The sequence below is a fragment of the Streptomyces sp. NBC_01476 genome (assembly GCF_036227265.1).
Classification (GTDB): domain Bacteria; phylum Actinomycetota; class Actinomycetes; order Streptomycetales; family Streptomycetaceae; genus Actinacidiphila.
In genome coordinates this window covers 4,780,001-4,804,044 of sequence record NZ_CP109446.1, presented here as the reverse complement: position 1 = coordinate 4,804,044, position 24,044 = coordinate 4,780,001, and the positions used below count along the sequence as shown (strand labels likewise).

Below are 24,044 nucleotides of genomic sequence, written 5' to 3'. Positions count from 1 at the left end.
CCCCGCGCGTTCCTGCTGGCCCGCAAGGAAGCGTGACGCTCACTTCACGACGACGACCGTCGACCCGTTCACCGTGTTGTTCCAGATCTTGGCGATGTCCGCGCGGTGGCCACGGACCGCACCGGTGTGCAGCGACGGGTCCGGCTTGGTGACCTTGTCGTCGATACGCGCGGAGAAGGCGACCCAGGTCTCGGCGGTGTACTCGAAGTAGATGACGTGCTCGACCGCCGCCCCGTCGCCGCCGACGACGCTGTCCGGCCGCTTGGTCACAAAGTACGTACCGGGCTTGGCCGACACCGTGCCCGGCACCACCGTGAAGGTGGAGACCGGCCCGGTCGGCGGGATCACCCACACCCGCTGCTGCGACAGCGAGTAGACCTCCCGCTTGCCGGTGCCGGAGTTCGGCGGCACGGGCGGCGGAGGCGGCGGGGTGGCCGGCTTCGACGTGGTGGGGTGCGGGGTCGGCGCGGCGGCCGGGGTGGCTGACGGGCTGCCGCTCGCCTGGATCGCCAGCACGGAGACGACGGCCAGCGCGGCGCCGGTCAGCCCGGTCACCGTGGCCCACGAGGGTATGCCGCTCATGTTCGTCCCCTTCTCCCGGTTCTCCCGGTTCTCCCGGAATCTCCCCCCGGGTTTCCCGGAATCCCCGACGCTACAGGCGCTCGGCGACCTCTGTCGCCCAGTACGTGAGGATCATGTTCGCGCCCGCCCGCCGGATCGACGTGAGCGTCTCCATGATCGTACGGTCCCGGTCGATCCAGCCGTTGGCCGCGGCCGCCTCGACCATCGCGTACTCACCGGAGATCTGGTACGCGGCCACGGGCACGTCCACCGTGTCGGCGACCTTCCGCAGCACGTCGAGGTAGGGCAGCGCCGGCTTGACCATCACCATGTCGGCGCCCTCCGCCAGGTCCAGGGCCAGCTCGCGCATCGACTCGCGGAAGTTGGCGGGGTCCTGCTGGTACGTCTTGCGGTCGCCCCTGAGCGAGGAGTTCACCGCCTCGCGGAACGGGCCGTAGAGGGAGGAGGCGTACTTCGCGGTGTACGCGAGGATCGCCACGTCCTGCTTCCCGATCTCGTCGAGCGCGTCCCGGATGACGCCGACCTGGCCGTCCATCATCCCGGAGGGCCCCACCACGTGGACGCCGGCGTCCGCCTGGACCTGGGCCATCTCGGCGTACCGCTCCAGCGTCGCGTCGTTGTCGACCGTGCCGTCGGCGCCGAGCACACCGCAGTGACCGTGGTCGGTGTACTCGTCGAGGCACAGGTCGGACATCACCACGAGCGCGTCGCCGACCTCGGAGACCACGTCCCGGATGGCGAGTTGCAGGATGCCGTCGGGCTCGGTGCCCTGGGTGCCGACCGCGTCCTTCACCTCGGGCACGCCGAAGAGCATCACTCCGCCGACTCCGGCGGCGGCGGCCTCGGTGACCGCCTTCCGCAGGCTGTCGCGGGTGTGCTGGAGGACGCCGGGCATGGTGGAGATCTCCACCGGGGCGGTGATGCCCTCGCGGACGAACATCGGCAGGATCAGTTCCGCGGGGTGCAGGCGGGTCTCCGCGACGAGGCGGCGCATGGCCGGGCTGGTCCGCAGCCGGCGGGGCCGCGCACCGGGGAATTCGCCGTACCGGCTGCTCATAGCCGCGCTGCCTTTCCGGGTCGGGATGCCATCGCCTTCTACGGTACGCCGGGGCCGGCGGTGCTCTTCCCGACGTGGCGTCGGGGCGACTGGGCCCGGGTCGGGGACCCCGAGGGGGCGCTGGGATATCCCCAGCGCCCCCTCGGGGCACGACGTCGGCGTGCCCTAGACGCGGGTGCGGCGGCGGGCGCCGGGGCGGCGCTCGCTCGGGCGGGTCACCGGATCCCCCGCCTCCTCGGCCGCCTCACGCCGTGCCGTGCCGAAGTCGGCCAGCGCCTGCGCCAGCGCGTGGACGGACGGCTCGGGTGCCATCACGTCGACCCGGAGCCCGTGCTCCTCCGCCGTCTTGGCGGTGGCGGGCCCGATACAGGCGATCACCGTCACGTTGTGCGGCTTGCCCGCGATACCGACCAGATTCCGTACCGTCGAGGACGACGTGAAGAGCACCGCGTCGAAGCCGCCGCCCTTGATCGCCTCCCGGGTGTCGGCCGGCGGCGGCGAGGCGCGCACCGTCCGGTAGGCGGTGACGTCGTCCACCTCCCAGCCGAGTTCCACCAGACCGGCCACCAGCGTCTCCGTGGCGATGTCGGCCCGCGGCAGGAACACCCGGTCGATCGGGTCGAAGACCGGGTCGTACGGCGGCCAGTCCTCCAGCAGCCCGGCCGCGGACTGCTCACCGCTGGGTACCAGATCGGGCTTGACGCCGAACTCGATGAGCGCCGCCGCGGTCTGCTCGCCCACCGAGGCGACCTTGATGCCGGCGAACGCCCGCGCGTCCAGCCCGTACTCCTCGAACTTCTCCCGGACCGCCTTGACCGCGTTCACCGAGGTGAAGGCGATCCACTCGTAGCGGCCGGTGACCAGGCCCTTGACGGCCCGCTCCATCTGCTGCGGGGTGCGCGGCGGCTCGACCGCGATGGTCGGCACCTCGTGCGGCACCGCGCCGTACGACCGGAGCTGGTCGGAGAGGGACGCGGCCTGCTCCTTGGTCCGCGGTACGAGCACCCGCCAGCCGAAGAGCGGCTTCGTCTCGAACCACGAGAGGTGCTGCCGGTGGGCCGTCCGCTCGCCGACCACGGCTATCGCCGCGATCGGGCCCTCGGGGGTCGGCAGTGCCTTGGTGGCCTTCAGCTCGGCGGCGATCGTGCCCAGCGAGGCGGTCCAGGTGCGCTGCCGGGTGGTGGTGCCGGCCACCGTGACCGTCAGCTGGGTGTCGGGCTTGCGCCCGGCGGCGACCAGTTCGCCGGCCACCAGGGCCACCGTCTGCAGGGTGGTGGCGACGACGAGGGTCGCGTCGCTCGCCCCGACCTCGCCCCAGCAGCCCTCGGTGGTGGCGGTGTTCGCGTCCAGGAACCGGACGTTCCCGCTCAGCGGCACGCCCGCGTAGGCGGGGACGCCGAGGGCGGCGGCGACGCCGGGCACCACCTCGAAGGGGATGCCGGCATGGGCGCAGGCGAGCATCTCGGCGGCGGCCCCGGAGTCGAAACCGGGGTCGCCGGCCACCGCACGTACCACCCGCTTGCCGGTCCGCGCGGACGCCATGACAAGCTGTGCGGCAGCAGTGGAAAGGTCCGCGGCGGAGGCCAACAGCTCACCGTCCGCGGTGGGTTGGGCTGTGCCCACGTCAGCGCGGCAGTGCGTGCGGACGACGTCGAGCACAGCGCCCTCGCCGACCAGCACATCGGCGCGGGCCAGCGCCTCGACGGCGCGCAGGGTCAGCAGCCCGGGGTCGCCGGGCCCGGCACCGAGGAAGGTGACGTGACCGGTGACAGCGGTGGCACCGGGCTTGGGTGGGCCGGCGGCACCGGCGGGGTTGGTTGTCGCGACGGCGGCGGGGTTCAAGGTGTGCGCTCCCCCATAAGACCGGCCGCACCCTTGGCGAGCATCTGCACGGCGAGTTCGCGGCCAAGGGCTCGCGCTTCGTCGTCCGATGCCGGTACGGGACCGGTGATGGACATCTGCACCAGCGTGGTGCCGTCGGTGGTGCCGACGACGCCGCGCAGGCGCAGCTCGGAATTCTGCCCGTCGTCCACAAGGTCGGCCAGCGCCCCCACCGGGGCGGAGCAGCCGGCCTCGAGGGCGGCGAGCAGGGATCGCTCTGCGGTCACGGCGGCCCGGGTGAACGGGTCGTCCAGCTCGGCGAGCTGTGCGGCCAGCTCCGGGTTGGAGGCGGCGCATTCCACGGCCAGCGCCCCTTGACCGGGGGCGGGCAGTACGGCGTCGGCATCGATCAGCTCGCTCGCCTCGGCGAGCCTGCCGATACGGTTCAGCCCGGCGGCGGCCAGCACGACCGCGTCGAGCTTGCCGGAAGTAACGTACCCGATGCGGGTGTCAACGTTGCCACGGATCGGGACGGTCTCGATCGTCCGGTGGTGTGACCGTGCCCACGCGTTGAGCTGGGCCATCCGGCGCGGTGAGCCGGTGCCGACCTTCGCGCCGTCCCGCAGCGCCAGGAAACCCGTGCCGTCCTGGGCCACCAGCGCGTCCCGCGGGTCCTCGCGGACCGGGATCGCGGCCAGCACCAGACCCTGCGGGTCGGCGGTCGGCAGGTCCTTCAGGCTGTGCACGGCGAAGTCGATCTCGCCGGAGAGCAGCGCGTCGCGCAGTGCGGAGACGAAGACTCCGGTACCGCCGATCTGCGCCAGACTCTCCCGCGACACATCGCCGTAGGTGGTGATCTCGACCAGTTCGACGGGCCGCCCGGTGACTTCCGTCACCTGGGCGGCGACCATCCCGGACTGCGCCATGGCGAGTTTGCTGCGGCGGGTGCCGAGCCGTAGTGGCGCCGGGTGTGGTTCGTCGCGGCCGCTGGGGGTGTTCATGCCCGCCCTCGATTCGGTTCTGCGGTGCCCTGGGCTGAGCCCGGGGTGTCGGCCCGGCTGACGGCGGCGACCGCCAGCGGGTCGAGGTCGAAGAGTTCCCGCAGCGCGTCGGCGTACCCGGCACCGCCGGGCTCGCCGGCGAGCTGCTTGACCCGCACGGTGGGCGCGTGCAGGAGCTTGTCGACGACACGGCGGACGGTCTGGGTGATCTCCGCGCGCTGCTTGTCGTTCAGACCGGGCAGCCTACCGTCGAGCCGGGAAAGTTCACCCGCCACGACATCGGCGGCCATCGCCCGCAGCGCCACCACGGTGGGGGTGATCCGGGCCGCCCGCTGGGCCGCGCCGAACGCCTCCACCTCCTGCGAGACGATCGCCCGCACCTGATCCACGTCGGCGGCCATGGGCGCGTCCGCGGAGGCCGCGGCGAGCGATTCGATGTCCACCAGGGTGACGCCGTCCAGGTCACCGGCGGCGCCGTCGATGTCCCGTGGCATCGCCAGGTCGAGTACCGCCACCGGTCCCGCCGCCGGCCGGGCGGCCAGCGCGGCGCGCAGGTCGTCGGCGGTCAGCACCAGACCGGTGGCGCCGGTACAGGAGACGACGATGTCGGCGCGGGCGAGTTCCGCCCGCACCTCGGACATGGTGACCGCGCGGGCCGGTGTGCCCTGCTCGGTGAGCGTGCGGGCCAGCCGCTCGGCGCGTTCGACCGTGCGGTTGGCGACGGTGAGTTCCGCGACCCCGGCGCGGGCCAGGGTGGTGGCCGCCAGCGACGACATGGACCCGGCGCCGACCACCAGCGCCCGCTTGCCGCGTACGTCGCCGGTGGCGGGGACGAGCTGGGCCAGGCCGAAGGTGACCAGTGACTGGCCGGCCCGGTCGATGCCGGTCTCGGAGTGGGCCCGCTTGCCGACCCGCAGTGCCTGCTGGAAGAGGTCGTTGAGCAGCCGGCCCGCGGTGTGCAGCTCCTGGCCGACGGCGAGCGCGTCCTTGATCTGGCCGAGGATCTGGCCCTCGCCGACCACCATGGAGTCCAGTCCGCAGGCCACCGAGAGCAGATGGTGGACGGCCCGGTCCTCGTAGTGCACGTACAGGTACGGGGTGAGCTCGTCGAGGCCGACCCCGCTGTGCTGGGCGAGCAGGGTGGACAGTTCGGCGACGCCCGCGTGGAACTTGTCGACGTCCGCGTACAGCTCTATCCGGTTGCAGGTGGCCAGCACCGCCGCCTCGGTGGCGGGCTCCGCGGCGAGCGCGTCCAGGAGCAGCTTGGCCCGCGCGCCGTCCTCCAGGGCGGCGCGCTCCAGCACGGTGACCGGCGCGGTGCGGTGACTCAGACCGACGACGAGAAGACTCATGCGGGCATCACGGCGGGTACGTCACCGTCCGGGTCCTGGCGTCCTTCACCGGCCTTGCGCTGCTCGTGGAAGGCGAGGATCTGCAGCTCGATCGAGAGGTCGACCTTGCGCACGTCCACCCCGTCGGGCACCGACAGCACGGTGGGAGCGAAGTTGAGGATGGAGGTGACCCCGGCGGCGACCAGCCGGTCGGTGACCTCCTGGGCGGCGCCCGCGGGGGTCGCGATCACACCGATGGACACCTGGTTGTCGTGCACGATCGCTTCCAGCTCGTCGATGTGCCGCACCGGCAGGCCGGCCACCAGCCGCCCGGCCAGCGCCGCGTCCGCGTCGAGCAGGGCCGCGACCCGGAAGCCGCGGGAGGCGAAGCCGCCGTAATTGGCGAGGGCCGCGCCGAGGTTGCCGATACCGACGATGACGACCGGCCAGTCCTGGGTGAGTCCGAGTTCCCGGCTGATCTGGTAGACGAGGTACTCGACGTCGTAGCCGACGCCCCTCGTCCCGTAGGAGCCGAGGTAGGAGAAGTCCTTGCGCAGCTTGGCCGAGTTGACTCCGGCCGCCGCGGCGAGTTCCTCCGAGGACACGGTGGGCACCGAGCGCTCCGAGAGCGCGGTGAGCGCCCGCAGGTACAGCGGGAGTCGGGCGACGGTGGCCTCGGGAATCCCTCGGCTACGGGTCGCCGGTCGGTGAGATCGGCCTGTTGCCACGGTGCTCCTGGAGGATGAGCTGGGCTGAGGACGACCACGGTCTTTGGGGCCGCCCCGTGCACGCCAGGCTATGTCTTTGTGAACGCGTGCACAAAGATGGTGTCCGATTTGCCCGGCGGAAGTGACCGGCATCACGCGTGCTCCGGACGGGCGCCGGGCACCGATCGGCGTGCGGAATCGTTGCTTCGCCCGGTCCACAGTGCGTCGGCCGCGGCCAGCAGCCCGGCCGGCTCCGGCCAGCGCAGCGCGGCGGCGGTGGCCAGCTGCGCACCGAAGTCCGGCCCCTCCGCGGCGTACCGCGTGAACAGGGCCGCGGTGGCCCGGGCGTCACCGAGCGCGGTGTGCGGACTCCAGTCGGTGAAGCCGGCCTCGGCGGCGCACGCCCGCAGGCTCAGCCCGTACCGGCCGGGCGAGCCCCCGTTGCGGGCAGCGGCCATCCGCATCGTGCACAGCTCCGGCACCACCGGCAGCCGCAGCCCGATCCGTGCGTACTCCGCGGTGAGGAACGCCCGGTCGCAGCCCACGTTGTGGCCGACCAGCACCCGGCCGCGCAGCAGCCCCAGCAGCCGTACCGCGATCCCGGCGAAGCGCGGCGCCCCGCCCAGGTGCTCCGGCTCGATGCCGTGGATGTGGGTGGGGCCGACCGGCCCCTGCGGGTCGACCAGGGTGGTGAATTCGCCCTGCGGCTCCCGTTCCCGGTCCAGCAGGACGACGGCGAGCTCGATCACCCGGTGCCGGCGCGAGGACGACCCGGTCGCCTCCAGGTCCACCACGGCGTAGCCGTACGCGGACGGGCTGCGGCCCGAGAGCACGTGGTCACACTCCTCACGCATCGCCCCCGGGGTGTACAAATCGACCCCGATGGTAATCGAATGCGTGCGAGTACGGGTAACGCGTCCAAAACGGCCCCCCGCGGCTTTGTGCGCGCTTTCACGTACGGACCCCTGCGGGGTGCCGGACAGGACCCCGGGCCGACCCGGCACCGCCCGGCCCGGGCGGGCACCGGCGGGCGTGAGCCGAATGCGGCAGGTGTCAGGCCGGGTCAGGCCGGCTCAGCCCGGCTCAGCCCGGATCGATTCGGGTCAGCCCGGGTCAGCCCGGGTCAGCCGGATCGATTCGGCGTCAGCAAGCGTCACGGGTCAGCCGGATCCGGTCGGATCGAGTCCGCGTCAGCCGGCCAGTGCCGAGCGGAGCCGCCGTTCGTCCACCCGCCAGAAGGTGTGCTGCTCGCCGTCGACCAGCACCACCGGGATCTGCTCCCAGTAGCGGTCGTACAGCTCCTGGTCCTGGTTGATGTCCCGCTCCTCGACCGCCGCGCCGGTCTCGGCGGCCACCTTGGCCACCACCGCCCGCGCGTCGTCGCACAGATGACACCCGGGCTTGCCGATCAGCGTCACGGTCCTGGTACGGGGGCTGGAAGTCGTCATGGACGCCATTGTGACGCGTGCCGTTCAGGCACCCGCAAAGTGGACGCTCCAGGGTTGCCCCCGCCGGTGGTTATGCTCGCGCTATGGCCGCACCCAGATGGCTCACTTCCCGTAAGCAGCCCGCAACCGAGCGGAGCGTGCTGGCAGGCGAGGCCGCCGCTGAGGCCGCGCTCGCGACGAAGCCCCGTCTCGTGGACATCGAGCTGGCAGCGCAGTCGCTGAGCACGCCCGCGGATCTGCCCGCAGGACAGCCGGCCGAGCTGTGCCCGCAGACGCCCCCGGAACTGACCGAGCCTCAGTTCCCGGTGGCAGGCGACCCGCGCGCCGCCGCCTTCTTCGACCTCGACAACACCGTGATGCAGGGCGCCGCGATCTTCCACTTCGGCCGCGGCCTGTACAAGCGGAAGTTCTTCGACAAACGCGACCTGGTCCGCTTCGCCTGGCAGCAGGCGTACTTCCGGCTGGCCGGCGCCGAGGACCCCGAGCACATGCAGGACGCCCGCGACAGCGCGCTGTCCATCGTCAAGGGCCACCGCGTCGAGGAACTGATGTCCATTGGCGAGGAGATCTACGACGAGTACATGGCCGGCAAGATCTGGCCCGGCACCCGCGCCCTCGCCCAGGCCCACCTGGACGCCGGCCAGCGGGTCTGGCTGGTCACCGCGGCCCCGGTGGAGACCGCCAGCATCATCGCCCGCCGGCTCGGGCTGACCGGGGCGCTCGGCACCGTCGCGGAGTCCGTCGGCGGCGTCTACACCGGCCGGCTGGTCGGCGAGCCGCTGCACGGCCCGGCGAAGGCCGAGGCGGTACGGGCGCTGGCCGCCACGGAGAACCTGGACCTGGCGCGGTGCGCCGCGTACAGCGACTCGGCGAACGACATCCCGATACTGTCCCTGGTCGGCCACCCGTACGCGATCAACCCCGACAGCAGGCTGCGCAAGCACGCCCGCGCCGAGGGCTGGCGGCTGCGTGACTACCGCACCGGCCGCAAGGCGGTCCGGATCGGCCTGCCCGCCGCCGCGGGCATGGGCGCGGTGGCCGGCGGCGTACTGGCGGGTGTCGCGATCCGCCGCCGCGGCCGGTAACCGCGCCCCGCCGAGGGGCAGTCGGGGCGCCACCGGCAGGCCGGGGCCGATCGCCGGCTGATCACTGACCGATCACCGGCCCGTCACCCGGCCAATCGCGGCGAAACGCCCCGTCTGCCACTTTCGGCACACGGCCACAACACGCACTCTCCCCGAGCACTTCACGAGCAGAAGTGGTCAACTACCGTTGCCTGTTCGATAATTGAGCGATCGCCATTCCGAACAGGAAGTGACGGAAACGGCTATTTGAGCAACTCGGTGTAGCGTCGCCTGTACGAAGCGTTATTCTCCTCAGACGCAATCCGGTACCCACACGTCAGCACGACGGGTGAACGGTCCCGTACTGCACGTGATGGAAGTTCTGCCTCTGGGAGTCCCGTGTACCCACACGACGGGGTTGACACCTCCGGCCTGGCTGCGTTGCGCGCACTGGTGGTTGACCGCCTGATGCGCACAGTCCCCGCGTACGCCATGCCCATCCTCGCCACGTCCGGTCCCACCGTCCCCGGCCCGGCCTACGCCCTCGCCGAAGTCAGCACAGCCGCAGGCAGACGCACCCGCAGCAGTTCCGCCCCCGCCGACCGCGACGGGAGCACCCCGGGCGCCCACGCCCGCCGGCCCGCCTCCGACACCGACAGCGGCCGGATGATGGATCTGGTCGAACGCGCCCAGGACGGCGAGACCGAGGCGTTCGGCCGGCTCTACGACCACTACAGCGACACCGTGTACCGGTACATCTACTACCGGGTCGGCTCCAAGGCGACCGCCGAGGACCTGACCAGCGAGACGTTCCTGCGCGCGCTGCGCCGGATCGGCACCTTCACCTGGCAGGGCCGCGACTTCGGTGCCTGGCTGGTCACCATTGCCCGCAATCTGGTCGCCGACCACTTCAAGTCGAGCCGTTTCCGCCTCGAAGTGACCACCGGCGAAATGCTCGACGCCAACGAGGTGGAGCGCAGCCCCGAGGACTCGGTGCTGGAATCGCTCTCCAACGAGGCGCTGCTGACCGCCGTCCGCAAGCTCAACCCGCAGCAGCAGGAGTGCGTCACACTCCGCTTCCTGCAAGGGCTCTCGGTGGCGGAGACCGCCCGGGTCATGGGCAAGAACGAGGGTGCCATCAAGACCCTCCAGTACCGGGCGGTACGCACCCTCGCGCGGCTGTTGCCGGAAGACGCCCGGTGAGGAGCTGTTGTCCCCCATATGGCCCCGGCCCGATCATCAGACCTGCGTAACCCAACCGGACCGGCACTCGTTGCATCACATGCAGACACTTCTGTGCCGCGCGCCGCTCACCGCTTTTCACCCGTTCGGGTGGACGGGCCCGGCGGACGCAACTTCCGGACGGTGCGGGGAGTCGAGTGTGGATGACGAGAGGAGGTGCCGCCCGTGATCGGACAGGCAACGGCACACCGCCGGGCGAACGCCTTCGCCCAGGCCCTTGAGGACGCTGCCGTCACCGAGGGCGCCGGCGGCGTCGAGGACGACGGCGCCGGGGCGCACGGTGTGCACAGCGGTGCGGGGCACGGCGCGCATGCGGCGGCCCGGCACAGCGACCCCGAACAGGCCGGCATGGTGGCGCTCGCCGCGGCCCTCAGCTCACGGCCCCGGCCGGTGCTGAGCAATGAGACCAAGACGGTCCAGCGGGCCCAGCTGATCGCCGCGATGGAGCAGGCCATCGCCGACGGCAGCTTCGAGGCCACCGCGCGCGTCCCGGAACAGCGCTCGGAAGGCAGCGGCCAGGGCAGCCACCGGCTGCGCAAACTCAGCCCGCGCTCCCGGCTCTCCCGGCGGCTCGCGGTCGGCGGTCTCACCGTCGGCGTGGCCGCGGGGGCCTTCGGCGGGGTGGCCGCGGCCAGCACCAACGCGCTGCCCGGCGACCACCTCTACGGCCTCAAGCGCGGCATGGAGGACCTCAAGCTGAACATGGCGGGTGGCGACGCCTCCCGTGGCGAGGTCTACCTCGACATGGCCTCCACGCGCATGCAGGAGGCCCGCCGGCTGATGGACCGCGGGCGGGGCGGCCAACTCGACGACGAGTCGGTCAGCGAGGTGCGCAAGGCGCTGTCGGGGATGCACCAGGAGGCCAGCGAGGGCCACCGGCTGCTCACCCAGGCGTATCAGGAGGACGGCTCGCTGCAGCCGATCGAACTGCTCAACTCCTTCTCGCAGTCGCACCGGCAGAGCTGGACGGACATGCGGGGGAAGCTGCCGAGTCAGCTCACCGACGTCTCGGAACAGGTCACTTCGGTCTTCGCGGCCATAGACGAAGAGGTCGCACCGCTGCAGTCGCTGCTCCCGCAGCCCAAGGCGCACCGCGGCACGTCGGGCTCCGACGACGACAGCGACGGCACGGGCTCCGGGGACGCGGGCAGCGACCCCACGGGCAAGGACACGGCGACGCCTTCCGCATCGGCGTCCACCGGTGCGCAGCCGGGTCAGAGCGACCCGGGCAGCAGCCCGAGCCCCACGCCGTCCGGAACGGCCCCCAACGGCCTCATCGGCGGCTCCGGGAACCTCCTGGACCCGCCCAGCCTCCCCCCGACCTCCCCCACCACACCCCCCACCGGCGACCCGACCCCATCCCACCACTCGATCGTCCTCCCCCCGCTGCTCCCCGGTCTCCTCCCGGGCCTCGGCCTCAGCGACGACGACTCCCACTGACCCCTCCCCACAGCAAAGGCGGTCACCCCCTGATGAGGGAGTGACCGCCTTCCGCCGTGCGCGCGCCTAAGACCTCGGACCGCAGACCGCAGACCTCGGACCGCAGAAGAGATCAGAAGAACACCGACCGCCGCTGCACCAGCAGTTCGTACAGCGTGTGCTGGATCGTTTCCCGCACCTGGTCCGTCAGGTTGAAGACGAGCATCGGGTCCTCCGCCGCCTCCGGCGGATAGGTGTCGGTGGGAATGGGCTCGCCGAACTGGATCGTCCACTTGGTGGGGAGGGGGACGACACCCAGCGGCCCCAGCCAGGGGAAGGTCGGGGTGAGGGGGAAGTACGGGATGCCCAGGATGCGCGCGAGGGTGCGGGAGTTGCCCAGCATCGGATAGATCTCCTCCGCGCCCACCACCGAGCACGGAACGATCGGCACCTTCGTCTTGAGCGCCGTCGCCACGAACCCGCCCCGCCCGAACCGCTGCAGCTTGTACCGCTCGGCGAACGGCTTCCCGAGGCCCTTGAAGCCCTCGGGCATGACCCCGACGACCTCTCCCCGCTCCAGCAGCGACTCCGCGTCCTCCGTGCACGCCAGCGTGTGCCCGGCCTTGCGGGCCAGTTCGTTGATGAGCGGCATCATGAAGACCAGGTCCGCGGCCAGCAGCCGCAGATGCCGCCCGGCGGGGTGCTGGTCGTGCACCGCCACCTGCGTCATCAACGCGTCGACCGGCAGCGTCCCGGAGTGGTTGGACACCACCAGCGCGCCGCCCTCCGCCGGGATGTTCTCGATGCCCTTGACCTCGACCCGGAAGTACCGCTCGAAGAACGGCCGCACCAGAGCCATCAGCACCTGGTCGGTGAGCTCGGCGTCGTACCCGAACTCGTCCACCTCGTACTCGCCGGTGACCCGCCGCCGCAGGAACGACAGCCCCGAGGCGACCTTCCGCTCCCACGGCCCGCCGAGCAGCCGGTCCGCGACCTCACCCAGCGCCGCCGCGACCCCGGGACCGCCCTGCGACGGCCCGGGCGGCTCCTGTCCGGCCGGCGCCGTACGCTCGCCGGCCGCCTGCGCGGGGATCTCCGCCACGGGGCCCTCCACCGCATCCCGAGCCGCCTCCTGTGCCGCCTCCGGTACGGCCTCCGGTACGGCCTCCGGCACCGGCATCAGCGGCGGCTGGACATGCGTCGGCGCCGTGGCCGGCTTCGCCTCGGGCGGAGCCGGTTTACGGCCGCGCGCCCGGGACCTGCCACCGCCCGCGGCGCCGCCGCGCCGCGCACGCGAGTCGTCGCCGAACGGGATGACCTTGGCGTCCGCCATGGTTCCTGCTCCTTCCGCCGCTGCGGGCTGCTCCGTCATACGGCTGTCCGCCGTACGGCCGTCGGTCATCGGCGGTCGGCCGGGATCATCGCGGCGACGCCGTCCACCACGTGCCGGACCCGGTCCGGCGGCAGCAGCCCCGGACCACGGGCGGCGGCGAAGTCCTGGAAGGTCTCCGCGGTGGTGTACGCCGGCTCGAAGCCGAGCGTCTCACGCATCTGCCGGGTGTCGACCACCCGGCCGTGGGTGAGCAGCCTGATCTGTTCCGCCGAGAAATCGGTCACCCCGGAGGTCCGCAGCATCCGCCCCACCCAGGTGACGGCCGGCATCGGTACCGGCACGGTCGGCCTGCCCAGCCGGCGCGCACTCTGCGACAGCAGCAGCACCCCGTCCCCGGCGATGTTGAACGTGCCGTTGTTGTACGTGCCGCGCCTGGCCTCCGTCGAGGCCACCACCAGCACCTCGTTGACGTCGTCCTCGTGGACGAACTGCAGCCGGGGGTCGTACCCGAAGACCGTCGGCAGCACCGGCAGCCCGAAGTACTCCGCCAGCGGGGTGTCCGCGTTGGGCCCGAGGATGTTGGCGAAGCGCAGCACCGCGACCGCCACGTCCGGCCGCCGCCGGGCGAAACCCCGTACGTACCCCTCGACCTCCACCGCGTCCTTCGCGAAGCCGCCGCTGGGCAGCGACTTGACCGGGGTGGTCTCGCTGAACACCGCGGGGTCGCGCGGCGCGGAACCGTAGACGCTGGTGGTGGACTTGACCACCAGCCGCCGTACGGTCGGCGCCTTCTGGCAGGCGCCCAGGAGCTGCATGGTGCCGATGACGTTGGTCTCCTTGGCCTGGGTACGGCCGCCGGAGCCCAGCGGGGTGCCGCTGACGTCGAGATGCACCACGGTGTCCACCGAGTGCTGGGCCAGCACCTTGCCGATCATCGGCTGCCGGATGTCGGCCCGCACGAACGCGGCGTCTCCCATGTCGTGCTCGGGCGGCACAGCGTCGACCGCGATGACCCGCTCGACCTCGGGCTCCCGCTGCACACGACGTACGAACCGGCCGGCGAGCTGCCGCGCGGCTCCGGTGACGAGGACCACCTTGCCCACGATCAGCGCCTCCTAGGGGGGTTGCCGCCACCGTACCGTCACAGCGGCGCACCGCGGTGGCGCCCCGCCACCCGTCCTTCCCCCCACCTACGCCACTGCCCCCCTCGGCGGCCTTTACGGCTGCCGAGGGGGGCAGTGGGAGCGACGACGAACGGCTCGCTTACTTCTTGTTGCGACGCTGCACACGCGTCCGCTTCAGAAGCTTGCGGTGCTTCTTCTTGGCCATACGCTTACGCCGCTTCTTGATGACAGAGCCCACGACTACCCTCGCTTCGGTTTCACTCGGTGCGGGGCGTCCGAGCCCACACGACCTACGTCGGCCAAGCCTACCCGCCCCGAGGGGGCGGGTGTAACCGCGGCCGGCGCTGTCGGTCACCAGCCCGTCACCGGGCCTTCTCAGGCAGATTCCACCCCCACGTAGGACTCGCGGAGGTAGTCGTGCACGGCCTGCTCCGGAACCCGGAAGGACCGACCGACCCGGATCGCCGGCAGATGACCGCTGTGCACCAGCCGGTACACCGTCATCTTGGAGACCCGCATGACCGCCGCCACTTCGGCGACGGTCAGGAACACGACCTCGTTCAGAGGCCGACTTTCAGCTGCTACAGACATGACACACCTGAACCTTCCGCACATGACGCCACCGGCTTCCCCTCCGGCGACTCAAACAGGCATGTGCGCTCCCCCACAGATTAGGGGCGGATGATGCAAGTGGGGAAGAGGAGTTGCGAATGGTTGACTACTGTGAGAGCCACGCTCGATTGAGTACGTATCGGGTCAGCGGGCGGTAGTAATCGGACCGGACGGTGTCATCGAGTGGCACTGCCACCGAAATCCTGCCCTCTGCTTCGGCCACGAACACCGCCGGATCGTCACTGTCCCCCAGGCCGATCGCCTCGAATCCCAACTGCCCTGCTCCGCAAATGAATCCGTGGTCCCCCACCACCAGGCCGGGAAGCACTCCGCCCTGTTCCGCGGCCCCCGCGAGAGCCGCTCTGACCGGCAGCGGCGAGTGGGTGTGCGCCCCCGGCGCGGACTCCGGCGTAAGCGGACCGCCGCCCTCCGCCGGGCGGGCCACAGCGACTCCGGCGACGTAACGAAGGATGTGGCGGCGTACGCCGAACTCGGTCGGGATGTCCACGCCTCGGACGTAGGAGGGGGTGAGAACCACACATCCGGCCGCCGACAGGGCCGCCGCCAAAGATGCGTAGAACCCGAGAAGACGGTGTGGATGTCCTGTGCCCAAGAGCACCGGAATCCGGTCATGCGCCGCCCGGCCCAGCCGCTCGGCGAACGCGTCCAGCGCCGCCACCGTACAGTCCGGGTCGATCACATCCTCCCCCGACGTCTCCCGCGGGTCGGCCGACACCCCGCACCGGTCGGCCATCAGCCGCAGCAGCTCCGCCGCCCCCCACTCCCCCTCGGGCTCCAGCCCCAGGGTCACCCTCGGGTCCCGCGCCGCGAACAGCCCGTACCTGCGCAGGCTCTCCTCGCGCGAGGTGGCCACCCGGCCGGCCACCCTCGCCGCCACCAGATGCGCCCGCAACTCCCCAGCACTCACCACCCCCTAGATGCTCCCGGTCCACCCGGGAGGAGGGTGCCCAAATGCCGAAATTCCCCTCATGTGAGTGACAAGTTCCGCGAGGGGCAGGGTCGCTGGGCGCCAGGACCGGTGAGCGGCACGGGAACCGGCGCCCGAACCGGGCGGGAACACCGGGCCGGAACCCCCGGGCCCGCGGGGAAGCTACGGCAGCAGCCCGTGCAGCGGGAACGCCGCCCGCCGGGTGGCCAGGATCGCCTGGTCCACCCGCGACGCCGGGTCGTAACCGCCGTCCTCGAACGCCGCCCACTCCACCGCCCGCCCGTCCGTCATCCGCAGCGGCGCGGTCTCCCGGGTCCGCGCGTACACCTCGTGCCGCCACTCCTCCGGCACCGCCGTCGACGGATCGATCGGCACCCCCGCCGCGACGGCCACCAGATGCGTCCAGGTCCGCGGCACGACGTCCACCACCGCGTACCCACCGCCGCCGAGCGCCACCCACCGCCCCTGCGCGTGCTCGTGCGCCAGTTCGTGGCACGCCTGCGCCACCGCCCGCTGCGCGTCCAGCGACACCGCCAGGTGCGCCAGCGGGTCCTCGAAGTGCGTGTCCGCGCCGTGCTGCGACACCAGCACCTGCGGCCGGAAGGCGGCGACCAGCTCCGGCACCACCGAGTGGAAGGCCCGCAGCCACCCGGCGTCACCGGTCCCGGCCGGCAGCGCGACATTCACCGCCCCGCCCTCCGCGGCCGGCCCGCCCGTCTCCTCCGGCCACCCGGTCTGCGGGAAAAGCGTCCGCGGATGCTCGTGCACCGAGATCGTCAGTACCCGCGGGTCGTCCCAGAACGCCGTCTGCACCCCGTCGCCGTGGTGGACGTCCACATCGACGTAGACGACCCGCTCCGCGCCCAGCTCCAGCAGCCGCGCCACCGCCAGCGCCGCGTCGTTGTAGACGCAGAAGCCCGCCGCCGCTCCCGGCATCGCGTGGTGCAGCCCGCCGGTGAAGTTCACCGCGTGCTCGCTCCCGCCGTGCCACACCGCCTCCGCGGCGCCCACCGAGAGCCCCGCGATCAGCGCCGACGCCTCGTGCATCCCGGCGAAGGCCGGGTTGTCCTCGGTCCCTATCCCGTACGCCGTGTCCGCCGCCCGCGGATCCGCGGACGCCCGGCGTACCGCCGCTACGTAGTCCGCCCGGTGGACCAGCGACAGCGTCGAGTCCCCCGCGGCGGGCGCCGCCACCACCTTCAGCGCCCCGTCGAGCCCGAACGCCCTGATCAGGCTGCGGGTGAGCGACAGCCGCACCGGGTCCATGGGGTGCCCGCGCCCGAAGTCGTACTGGGTTACCTGCTCATCCCACATCAGCTGTGCGCGGCCGCTCATGGCCGACACCGTACCCAACAGGACCCGCGTCAAAGGTCTTCGCGTAGAGCAAGGTGGCCCCGACCAGCACCATCGGTACGAGCATCGCGCCGCGGTAGCTCCAGGCGCCCCCGATCGCCCCCACCAGCGGGGAACCGATCAGGAAGCCGACGTAATTGAAGATGTTCAGCCGGGCGATCGCCGAGTCGGAGGCGTCGGGGAACATCCGCCCCGCCGCCGCGAAGGTCTGCGGCACGATCACGCAGAGCCCGAAGCCGAGCAGCGTGAAGCCGAGCATCCCCACCCACGGCCCGGGCGCCGCCGCCACCACCGCGAACCCCGCCACCGCCACCACCGTGCCCACCCGCACCACCGGCGCGGCCCCGAACCGCCGGACCCCGAAGTCGCCCACCGACCGGCCGATCAGCGTCGTCACCATGTAGACCGCGTACGGGACCGTGGACAGCTGCTCCGAGCTGTGCAGTACGTCCTCCAGATACTTCGCGCTCCAGTTGGAGACGGTCGAGTCGCCGATGTACGCGAAGGTCATCACCAGGCAGAGCGGCAGCAGCAGCTTCATCACCACCTGCTGGACCGGCGCGCCGGGCTTGGCGGGATCCACCCGGTCGACCCGTTGGACCCGGTCCACCCGGTCGTCATGGCCGGCACCGGCCGTGACGACGGCGCCGACGGCACTGCCGGCGCTGCCGACACCGAGGGCGCCGAGGGCGCCGTCGCCGGCCCGCTGGTCGCGGTACCAGCGGCTCGCGGTGAGCGTCAGCGGAATCAGCACCAGCACGGCCGGCCCGTAGATCGAGAAGAGCGACAGGTGCCAGTGCGCGCCCGACCAGGCCAGACTCGCCCCGAGGATCCCGCCGAGGCTGTAGACCGCGTGAAAGCCGAGCATGATGCTCTGCCCGTACGCCCGCTGCAGGCTGACCCCGAGCATGTTCATCGACGCGTCCAGGCCGCCGACGCACACCCCGAAGAGCGCCAGCGTCACCGCCGCCACCCACAGCTCGTGGCCGGCGCCGAGGGCGACCAGCACCAGGGCTACCACGGGCTGCACCCAGCGCAGGACGACACTCGGCCGCACCCGTTTGACCAGCGATTCCGTCAGCACACTGCCGACCCCGGCGAGGATCGGCACCGCGGCCAGGAACACCGGCAGCAGGCCGTCGCTGATCCCGTAACGGTCCTGGATCGCCGGAATCCTCGTCACCAGCAGCGCGAAGAGGGCGCCCTGCGCGAAGAAGCTCACCGCGAGGGCGGCGCGGCCGTGCCGCAGCTCCTCCGGCGCCGTGATCAGGCGAGCGTCGTCCATGAGCGAGCAGCGTAAACGGCCAGGCTACGGATGAGTAGGTGCGGCGCAGGACGAATCCGGGCCGCCACGCCCGGGGCGCGACGAACTTGTTCGCTACGAACATGTTCGTTAGGGTGAAGACATGCCCACCGCCCCCGACAGCCCGCGCAGCCGCCGCGAACGGCCCGCCAAACCCGCCCTCACCCGGGCCGGCATCATCGCCACCGCCGTCCGGCTCATGCACGCCGAGGGCCTCAGACGCGTCACCATGCGCCGCCTCGCCCAGGAGCTCGACACCGGCCCCGCCTCGCTCTACGTCTACGTCCGCGACACCGCCGAGCTGCACGCCGCGGTCCTCGACGAACTCCTCGACGCGGTCGACCTCACCCCGGCCGGCGGGGACTGGCGCACCCGCCTGGAGGCCGTCCTCACCTCCTACATCCGCGTCCTCTTCCAGCACCCCTCCCTCGCCCAGTCCGCACTCGTCGCCCGCCCGAGCGGCGAGCACTACCTGCGCCTGGCCGAAACCCTGCTCGCCCTCCTCGACGAAGGCGGCGTCCCACCCGGCCGGGCCGCCTGGGGCCTCGACCTGCTCCTCCAGTACGCCACCGCCACCGCCGCGGAACAGGCCACCCGGGACCGTACGGCCGGCGCACAGGAGGAGTGGGACGCCCTCGGCAAAGCCCTGCAGGACGCCCCGCCCCGCACCCACCCGCACCTCGCCGCCCTCGGCGACGACCTCCTGTCGGGCCCGCCCGAGGCCCGCCTGTCCTGGGGCTTCCAGCTGCTCATCAACGGCATCCAGCACACCCCCCGGCCCACAGAATCCCGAGGAGAAACACCATGACCGGCACCCACCACCCCATCGCCGTCATAGGCGGCGGCCTCGGCGGCCTCGTCCTGGCCCGCGTCCTGCACGTCAACGGCGTCACCGCGGCCGTCTACGACCTCGACGCCTCACCCACCGCCCGCGCCCAGGGCGGCATGCTCGACATGCACGAGGATTCCGGCCAGGCCGCGCTCCGGCTGGCCGGCCTCCACGACGCGTTCCGCGCCGCCGTCCACACCGGCGGCGAAGCCCTGCGCATCCTCGACCGGCACGGCGCCGTGGGGATGGAGCAGAGCGACGACGACAGCGGCAACCACCGCCCCGAGATCAACCGCGAGGACCTCCGCCGTATCCTGCTCGACTCGCTGCCGGCCGGCACCGTCCGCTGGAACGCGAAAGCCACCGGCGCCCGCCCGCTCGGCGCCGGCCGCCACGAGGTCAGCCTCGCCGACGGCACCACCTTCACCACCGACCTGCTGATCGGCGCCGACGGAGCCTGGTCGAAGATACGGCCGCTGCTCTCCGACGCCGTCCCCGCCTACACCGGCATCTCCTTCGTCGAGGCCCATATCCGCGACGCCGACACCCGGCACCCGGTGAGCGCCGCGACCGTCGGCGGCGGCATGCTCTTCGCACTCGGCGACGAGAAGGGCATCCTCGCCCACCGCGACGCCGACGGCCGGCTGCACCTCTACTACGCCCTCACGGTCCCCGCCGACTGGATCACCACCAACGGCATCGACTACACCGACACCGAAGCCACCAAAGCCCATCTGCTCGACCACTTCGCCGGCTGGGCCGGCAACCTCCGCGGCCTCATCACCGACGCCGAGGGCCCTTTCGTCCCCCGCCCCATCCACGCGCTCCCCGCCGACCACCACTGGCCCCGCACCCCCGGCGTCACCCTCCTCGGCGACGCCGCCCACCTGATGTCCCCCTTCGCCGGCGAGGGCGCCAACCTCGCCATGCTCGACGGCGCCGAACTCGCCACCGCCCTCCTCACCCACCCCCACGCCACCGAAAAGGCCCTCACCGCGTACGAGGAAGCCCTCTTCCCCCGCAGCCGCGCCTCCGCCGCCGCGTCCGCCGCCAACCAGCCGGTCATCTTCAGCCCGGACGCCCCCAAGCCGCTGCTTGACCAGATGTCCCGCTACCGCCCCTGACCTGCCTGCCGCCTTGTCCGAGGGCTTCGAGTGGAGCGCTACGGGTGGAGCGCTACGGGTGGAGGAGGAGGCCGGGCAGGTCCCGCATGGTGCTGAAGAGGGCTGTGGCGTCGAGGAGTTTCGCCGCCGGGGTCATCGCGGTGTAGCCGAAGACGTCCATGCCGGCCGCGCGGGCCGCCTGGACGCCGAGCGGGCTGTCCTCGACCACGGCACACCGCTGCGGGGCGACGCCCAGGGTGCGGGCGGCATGGAGGAAGAGATCGGGTGCCGGCTTGCCGCGGCCGACGTCCTGGGCGGAGAAGATCCGCTCCTCGGGGAAGTAGGCGGCGAGCCCGGTCGTCCGCAGGGCCACCCGGATCCGCTCATGCGTACCGGACGAGGCCAGGCAGTACGGCACCCCCGCGGCGGCCAGCTTCTCCAGGACCACCCCCACGCCGTCGACCGCCGCCAGCTCCCGCTCGAAGGCCGCGAACACCCGTGCGTGATAAGCCTCGTTGAACCCCTCGGGCAGGCTCTGCCCGGACCGCTCCCGGACCACGTCGTGGATACGGTGAATCGCCGCACCCATGAAGTCGCGGACCGAGTCGTCATACGTCGTCGGGTGGCCCAGCTCCGTCAGGTAGTCCGCGAGGATCTGGTTGGAGATCGGCTCGCTGTCCACGAGGACGCCGTCGTTGTCGAAGATGACCAGTTCGTACTGCACAGCCGCACCCTAGCCGGTGCCCGAACGCAGAAATGCCTCAACCCCCGCGCGAAGGCACGGGGGTTGAGGCATTATCAAAAATTGTTCGGCGGTGTCCTACTCTCCCACAGGGTCCCCCCTGCAGTACCATCGGCGCTGAAAGGCTTAGCTTCCGGGTTCGGAATGTAACCGGGCGTTTCCCTAACGCTATGACCACCGAAACACCATGAAACACACACCAACCCACCCCAAAAACCCAGAGATAGGGGTTGGTGGCTGGTTGTTTCAGAACCACACAGTGGACGCGAGCACACATGGACAAGCCCTCGGCCTATTAGTACCGGTCAGCTCCACCCCTCACAGGGCTTCCACATCCGGCCTATCAACCCAGTCGTCTCCTGGGAGCCTTACCCCATCACGTGGGTGGGAGCCCTCATCTCGAAGCAGGCTTCCCGCTTAGATGCTTTCAGCGGTTATCCCTCCCGAACGTAGCCAACCAGCCATGCCCTTGGCAGAACAACTGGCACACCAGAGGTCCGTCCGTCCCGGTCCTCTCGTACTAGGGACAGCCCTTCTCAAGACTCCAACGCGCGCAGCGGATAGGGACCGAACTGTCTCACGACGTTCTAAACCCAGCTCGCGTACCGCTTTAATGGGCGAACAGCCCAACCCTTGGGACCGACTCCAGCCCCAGGATGCGACGAGCCGACATCGAGGTGCCAAACCATCCCGTCGATATGGACTCTTGGGGAAGATCAGCCTGTTATCCCCGGGGTACCTTTTATCCGTTGAGCGACGGCGCTTCCACAAGCCACCGCCGGATCACTAGTCCCTACTTTCGTACCTGCTCGACCCGTCAGTCTCACAGTCAAGCTCCCTTGTGCACTTACACTCAACACCTGATTGCCAACCAGGCTGAGGGAACCTTTGGGCGCCTCCGTTACCCTTTAGGAGGCAACCGCCCCAGTTAAACTACCCACCAGACACTGTCCCTGATCCGGATCACGGACCGAGGTTAGACATCCAGCACGACCAGAGTGGTATTTCAACGACGACTCCCCCCAAGCTGGCGCTTAGGGTTCACAGTCTCCCACCTATCCTACACAAGCCGAACCGAACACCAATATCAAGCTATAGTAAAGGTCCCGGGGTCTTTCCGTCCTGCTGCGCGAAACGAGCATCTTTACTCGTAGTGCAATTTCACCGGGCCTATGGTTGAGACAGTCGAGAAGTCGTTACGCCATTCGTGCAGGTCGGAACTTACCCGACAAGGAATTTCGCTACCTTAGGATGGTTATAGTTACCACCGCCGTTTACTGGCGCTTAAGTTCTCAGCCTCGCCACACCAAAGCATGACTAACCGGTCCCCTTAACGTTCCAGCACCGGGCAGGCGTCAGTCCGTATACATCGCCTTACGGCTTCGCACGGACCTGTGTTTTTAGTAAACAGTCGCTTCTCGCTGGTCTCTGCGGCCACCCCCAGCTCACACTGCAAGAGTGATCACCAGGAATGGCCCCCCTTCTCCCGAAGTTACGGGGGCATTTTGCCGAGTTCCTTAACCATAGTTCACCCGAACGCCTCGGTATTCTCTACCAGACCACCTGAGTCGGTTTAGGGTACGGGCCGCCATGAAACTCGCTAGAGGCTTTTCTCGACAGCATAGGATCATCCACTTCACCACAATCGGCTCGGCATCAGGTCTCAGGCACCATGTGCGACGGATTTACCTACCGCACGCCCTACACCCTTACCCCGGGACAACCACCGCCCGGGCTGGACTACCTTCCTGCGTCACCCCATCGCTTACCTACTACCCCATCGGGCCGGCGGCTCCACCACTCCCCATCACTCCGAAGAGATCAAAGGCGGCTTCACGGCCTTAGCATCAGAAGATTCAGTACTGGGCGTTCCAAAGCGGGTACCGGAATATCAACCGGTTGTCCATCGACTACGCCTGTCGGCCTCGCCTTAGGTCCCGACTTACCCTGGGCAGATCAGCTTGACCCAGGAACCCTTAGTCAATCGGCGCAAGAGTTTCCCACTCTTGTATCGCTACTCATGCCTGCATTCTCACTCGTGAACCGTCCACCACTCGCTTACGCGGCGGCTTCACCCGGCACACGACGCTCCCCTACCCATCACAACGGGCGTTAACCCTTCACGCTGCAATGACACGACTTCGGCGGTACGCTTGAGCCCCGCTACATTGTCGGCGCGGAATCACTTGACCAGTGAGCTATTACGCACTCTTTCAAGGATGGCTGCTTCTAAGCCAACCTCCTGGTTGTCTCTGCGACTCCACATCCTTTCCCACTTAGCGTACGCTTAGGGGCCTTAGTCGATGCTCTGGGCTGTTTCCCTCTCGACCATGGAGCTTATCCCCCACAGTCTCACTGCCGCGCTCTCACTTACCGGCATTCGGAGTTTGGCTAAGGTCAGTAACCCGGTAGGGCCCATCGCCTATCCAGTGCTCTACCTCCGGCAAGAAACACACGACGCTGCACCTAAATGCATTTCGGGGAGAACCAGCTATCACGGAGTTTGATTGGCCTTTCACCCCTAACCACAGGTCATCCCCCAGGTTTTCAACCCTGGTGGGTTCGGTCCTCCACGACCTCTTACAGCCGCTTCAACCTGCCCATGGCTAGATCACTCCGCTTCGGGTCTTGAGCATGCTACTAAATGTCTAATTAAAGACGGCGCCCTGTTCGGACTCGCTTTCGCTACGGCTCCCCCACACGGGTTAACCTCGCAACACACCGCAAACTCGCAGGCTCATTCTTCAAAAGGCACGCAGTCACGACGATACGCGCAAGCACGCATCGCGACGCTCCCACGGCTTGTAGGCACACGGTTTCAGGTACTATTTCACTCCGCTCCCGCGGTACTTTTCACCATTCCCTCACGGTACTATCCGCTATCGGTCACCAGGGAATATTTAGGCTTAACGGGTGGTCCCGCCAGATTCACACAGGATTTCTCGGGCCCTGTGCTACTTGGGTGGTTCCCAAGAGAGCCGCTGACATTTCAGCTACGGGGGTCTTACCCTCTACGCCGGACCT

The 24,044-nt window shown here is 70.1% G+C and carries 21 protein-coding genes and 2 rRNA genes (1 of these 23 cut by a window edge); 5 read left to right on the top strand and 18 right to left on the bottom strand.

Annotated elements, in window-relative coordinates; all coding sequences use genetic code 11:
• Window positions 1-39 precede the first annotated feature (39 nt).
• From OG552_RS20960 to OG552_RS20925, 8 genes are all read right to left on the bottom strand, one after another.
• Entirely contained in the window at window positions 40-582 is a 543-nt protein-coding gene (locus OG552_RS20960) for a hypothetical protein (protein ID WP_329135164.1), read from the bottom strand.
• A gap of 70 nt (window positions 583-652) precedes the next feature.
• Complete coding sequence (gene hemB, locus OG552_RS20955) at window positions 653-1,639, bottom strand: porphobilinogen synthase (RefSeq protein WP_329135162.1); 987 nt, start codon at window positions 1,637-1,639, stop codon at window positions 653-655.
• A gap of 165 nt (window positions 1,640-1,804) precedes the next feature.
• Window positions 1,805-3,481 carry a uroporphyrinogen-III synthase gene (locus OG552_RS20950; protein ID WP_329135160.1) on the bottom strand — a complete coding sequence of 559 codons (1,677 nt, stop codon included), beginning with the start codon at window positions 3,479-3,481 and terminating at the stop codon, window positions 1,805-1,807.
• Window positions 3,478-4,461 (bottom strand): hydroxymethylbilane synthase, encoded by a 984-nt coding sequence (gene hemC, locus OG552_RS20945; RefSeq protein ID WP_329135158.1) that lies wholly within the window; start codon window positions 4,459-4,461, stop codon window positions 3,478-3,480. The genes OG552_RS20950 and hemC overlap by 4 nt, the downstream gene beginning before the upstream one ends.
• Entirely contained in the window at window positions 4,458-5,813 is a 1,356-nt protein-coding gene (locus tag OG552_RS20940; RefSeq protein ID WP_329135156.1) for a glutamyl-tRNA reductase, read from the bottom strand. Before OG552_RS20940 ends, hemC begins: the two co-directional genes overlap by 4 nt.
• Window positions 5,810-6,520: a redox-sensing transcriptional repressor Rex gene (locus tag OG552_RS20935; RefSeq protein WP_329135154.1), complete on the bottom strand. Its 711-nt coding sequence runs from the start codon at window positions 6,518-6,520 to the stop codon at window positions 5,810-5,812. The genes OG552_RS20940 and OG552_RS20935 overlap by 4 nt, the downstream gene beginning before the upstream one ends.
• 131 nt (window positions 6,521-6,651) lie before the next feature.
• The gene (locus OG552_RS20930; RefSeq protein ID WP_329135152.1) at window positions 6,652-7,353 is read right to left on the bottom strand and encodes a 3'-5' exonuclease; all 702 of its coding nucleotides are present in this window, start codon (window positions 7,351-7,353) and stop codon (window positions 6,652-6,654) included.
• 336 nt (window positions 7,354-7,689) lie between these two features.
• On the bottom strand, window positions 7,690-7,947 hold the full coding sequence (locus OG552_RS20925; RefSeq protein ID WP_329135150.1) for a glutaredoxin family protein: 258 nt from the start codon (window positions 7,945-7,947) through the stop codon (window positions 7,690-7,692).
• An 83-nt stretch (window positions 7,948-8,030) separates the two neighbouring features.
• Between OG552_RS20925 and OG552_RS20920 the strand changes: the two genes are divergently transcribed.
• The 3 genes from OG552_RS20920 (at window position 8,031) to OG552_RS20910 (ending at window position 11,693) form a co-directional block, all read left to right on the top strand.
• A complete protein-coding gene (locus OG552_RS20920) occupies window positions 8,031-9,032 on the top strand; it encodes an HAD family hydrolase (RefSeq protein WP_329135148.1) in 1,002 nt (333 codons plus the stop codon).
• A 378-nt stretch (window positions 9,033-9,410) separates the two neighbouring features.
• Window positions 9,411-10,214 carry an ECF subfamily RNA polymerase sigma factor, BldN family gene (locus OG552_RS20915; RefSeq protein ID WP_329135146.1) on the top strand — a complete coding sequence of 268 codons (804 nt, stop codon included), beginning with the start codon at window positions 9,411-9,413 and terminating at the stop codon, window positions 10,212-10,214.
• A 204-nt stretch (window positions 10,215-10,418) separates the two neighbouring features.
• Complete coding sequence (locus OG552_RS20910) at window positions 10,419-11,693, top strand: DUF5667 domain-containing protein (protein ID WP_329135144.1); 1,275 nt, start codon at window positions 10,419-10,421, stop codon at window positions 11,691-11,693.
• A gap of 112 nt (window positions 11,694-11,805) precedes the next feature.
• Here OG552_RS20910 and OG552_RS20905 read toward each other — a convergent pair whose 3' ends face one another.
• The 7 genes from OG552_RS20905 to OG552_RS20875 all read right to left on the bottom strand — a co-directional run bounded on the left by OG552_RS20905 (window position 11,806) and on the right by OG552_RS20875 (window position 18,328).
• On the bottom strand, window positions 11,806-13,005 hold the full coding sequence (locus tag OG552_RS20905) for a lysophospholipid acyltransferase family protein (RefSeq protein ID WP_329135141.1): 1,200 nt from the start codon (window positions 13,003-13,005) through the stop codon (window positions 11,806-11,808).
• Window positions 13,006-13,070: 65 nt separating this feature from the next.
• On the bottom strand, window positions 13,071-14,108 hold the full coding sequence (locus tag OG552_RS20900; RefSeq protein WP_329135139.1) for an NAD-dependent epimerase/dehydratase family protein: 1,038 nt from the start codon (window positions 14,106-14,108) through the stop codon (window positions 13,071-13,073).
• Between the two features lie 160 nt (window positions 14,109-14,268).
• Window positions 14,269-14,367 (bottom strand): 30S ribosomal protein bS22, encoded by a 99-nt coding sequence (locus OG552_RS20895; RefSeq protein ID WP_003948845.1) that lies wholly within the window; start codon window positions 14,365-14,367, stop codon window positions 14,269-14,271.
• A gap of 137 nt (window positions 14,368-14,504) precedes the next feature.
• Window positions 14,505-14,720 (bottom strand): helix-turn-helix domain-containing protein, encoded by a 216-nt coding sequence (locus OG552_RS20890; protein WP_329135137.1) that lies wholly within the window; start codon window positions 14,718-14,720, stop codon window positions 14,505-14,507.
• Between the two features lie 127 nt (window positions 14,721-14,847).
• Window positions 14,848-15,672, bottom strand: coding sequence for a phosphatase (locus tag OG552_RS20885; RefSeq protein ID WP_329135135.1), 825 nt, complete (start codon window positions 15,670-15,672; stop codon window positions 14,848-14,850).
• Between the two features lie 180 nt (window positions 15,673-15,852).
• A complete protein-coding gene (locus tag OG552_RS20880; RefSeq protein ID WP_329135132.1) occupies window positions 15,853-17,025 on the bottom strand; it encodes an acetoin utilization protein AcuC in 1,173 nt (390 codons plus the stop codon).
• Entirely contained in the window at window positions 16,994-18,328 is a 1,335-nt protein-coding gene (locus OG552_RS20875) for an MFS transporter (RefSeq protein ID WP_329135130.1), read from the bottom strand. The genes OG552_RS20880 and OG552_RS20875 overlap by 32 nt, the downstream gene beginning before the upstream one ends.
• Before the next feature lie 121 nt (window positions 18,329-18,449).
• Here OG552_RS20875 and OG552_RS20870 point away from each other — a divergent pair, with 121 nt between their 5' ends.
• Together OG552_RS20870 and OG552_RS20865 are read left to right on the top strand one after the other, a co-directional pair.
• Window positions 18,450-19,154 (top strand): TetR/AcrR family transcriptional regulator, encoded by a 705-nt coding sequence (locus OG552_RS20870; RefSeq protein WP_329135128.1) that lies wholly within the window; start codon window positions 18,450-18,452, stop codon window positions 19,152-19,154.
• Complete coding sequence (locus tag OG552_RS20865; protein WP_329135126.1) at window positions 19,151-20,299, top strand: FAD-dependent oxidoreductase; 1,149 nt, start codon at window positions 19,151-19,153, stop codon at window positions 20,297-20,299. Before OG552_RS20870 ends, OG552_RS20865 begins: the two co-directional genes overlap by 4 nt.
• Window positions 20,300-20,351: 52 nt before the next feature.
• Here the strand turns inward: OG552_RS20865 and OG552_RS20860 are convergent, their stop codons facing one another.
• From OG552_RS20860 to OG552_RS20850, 3 genes are all read right to left on the bottom strand, one after another.
• Window positions 20,352-21,002 carry an HAD family hydrolase gene (locus OG552_RS20860; RefSeq protein ID WP_329135125.1) on the bottom strand — a complete coding sequence of 217 codons (651 nt, stop codon included), beginning with the start codon at window positions 21,000-21,002 and terminating at the stop codon, window positions 20,352-20,354.
• A gap of 83 nt (window positions 21,003-21,085) precedes the next feature.
• Window positions 21,086-21,202: ribosomal RNA gene (rrf, locus tag OG552_RS20855) — 5S ribosomal RNA — on the bottom strand.
• 93 nt (window positions 21,203-21,295) lie between these two features.
• Window positions 21,296-24,044: ribosomal RNA gene (locus tag OG552_RS20850) — 23S ribosomal RNA — on the bottom strand; it runs 393 nt beyond the window's last position.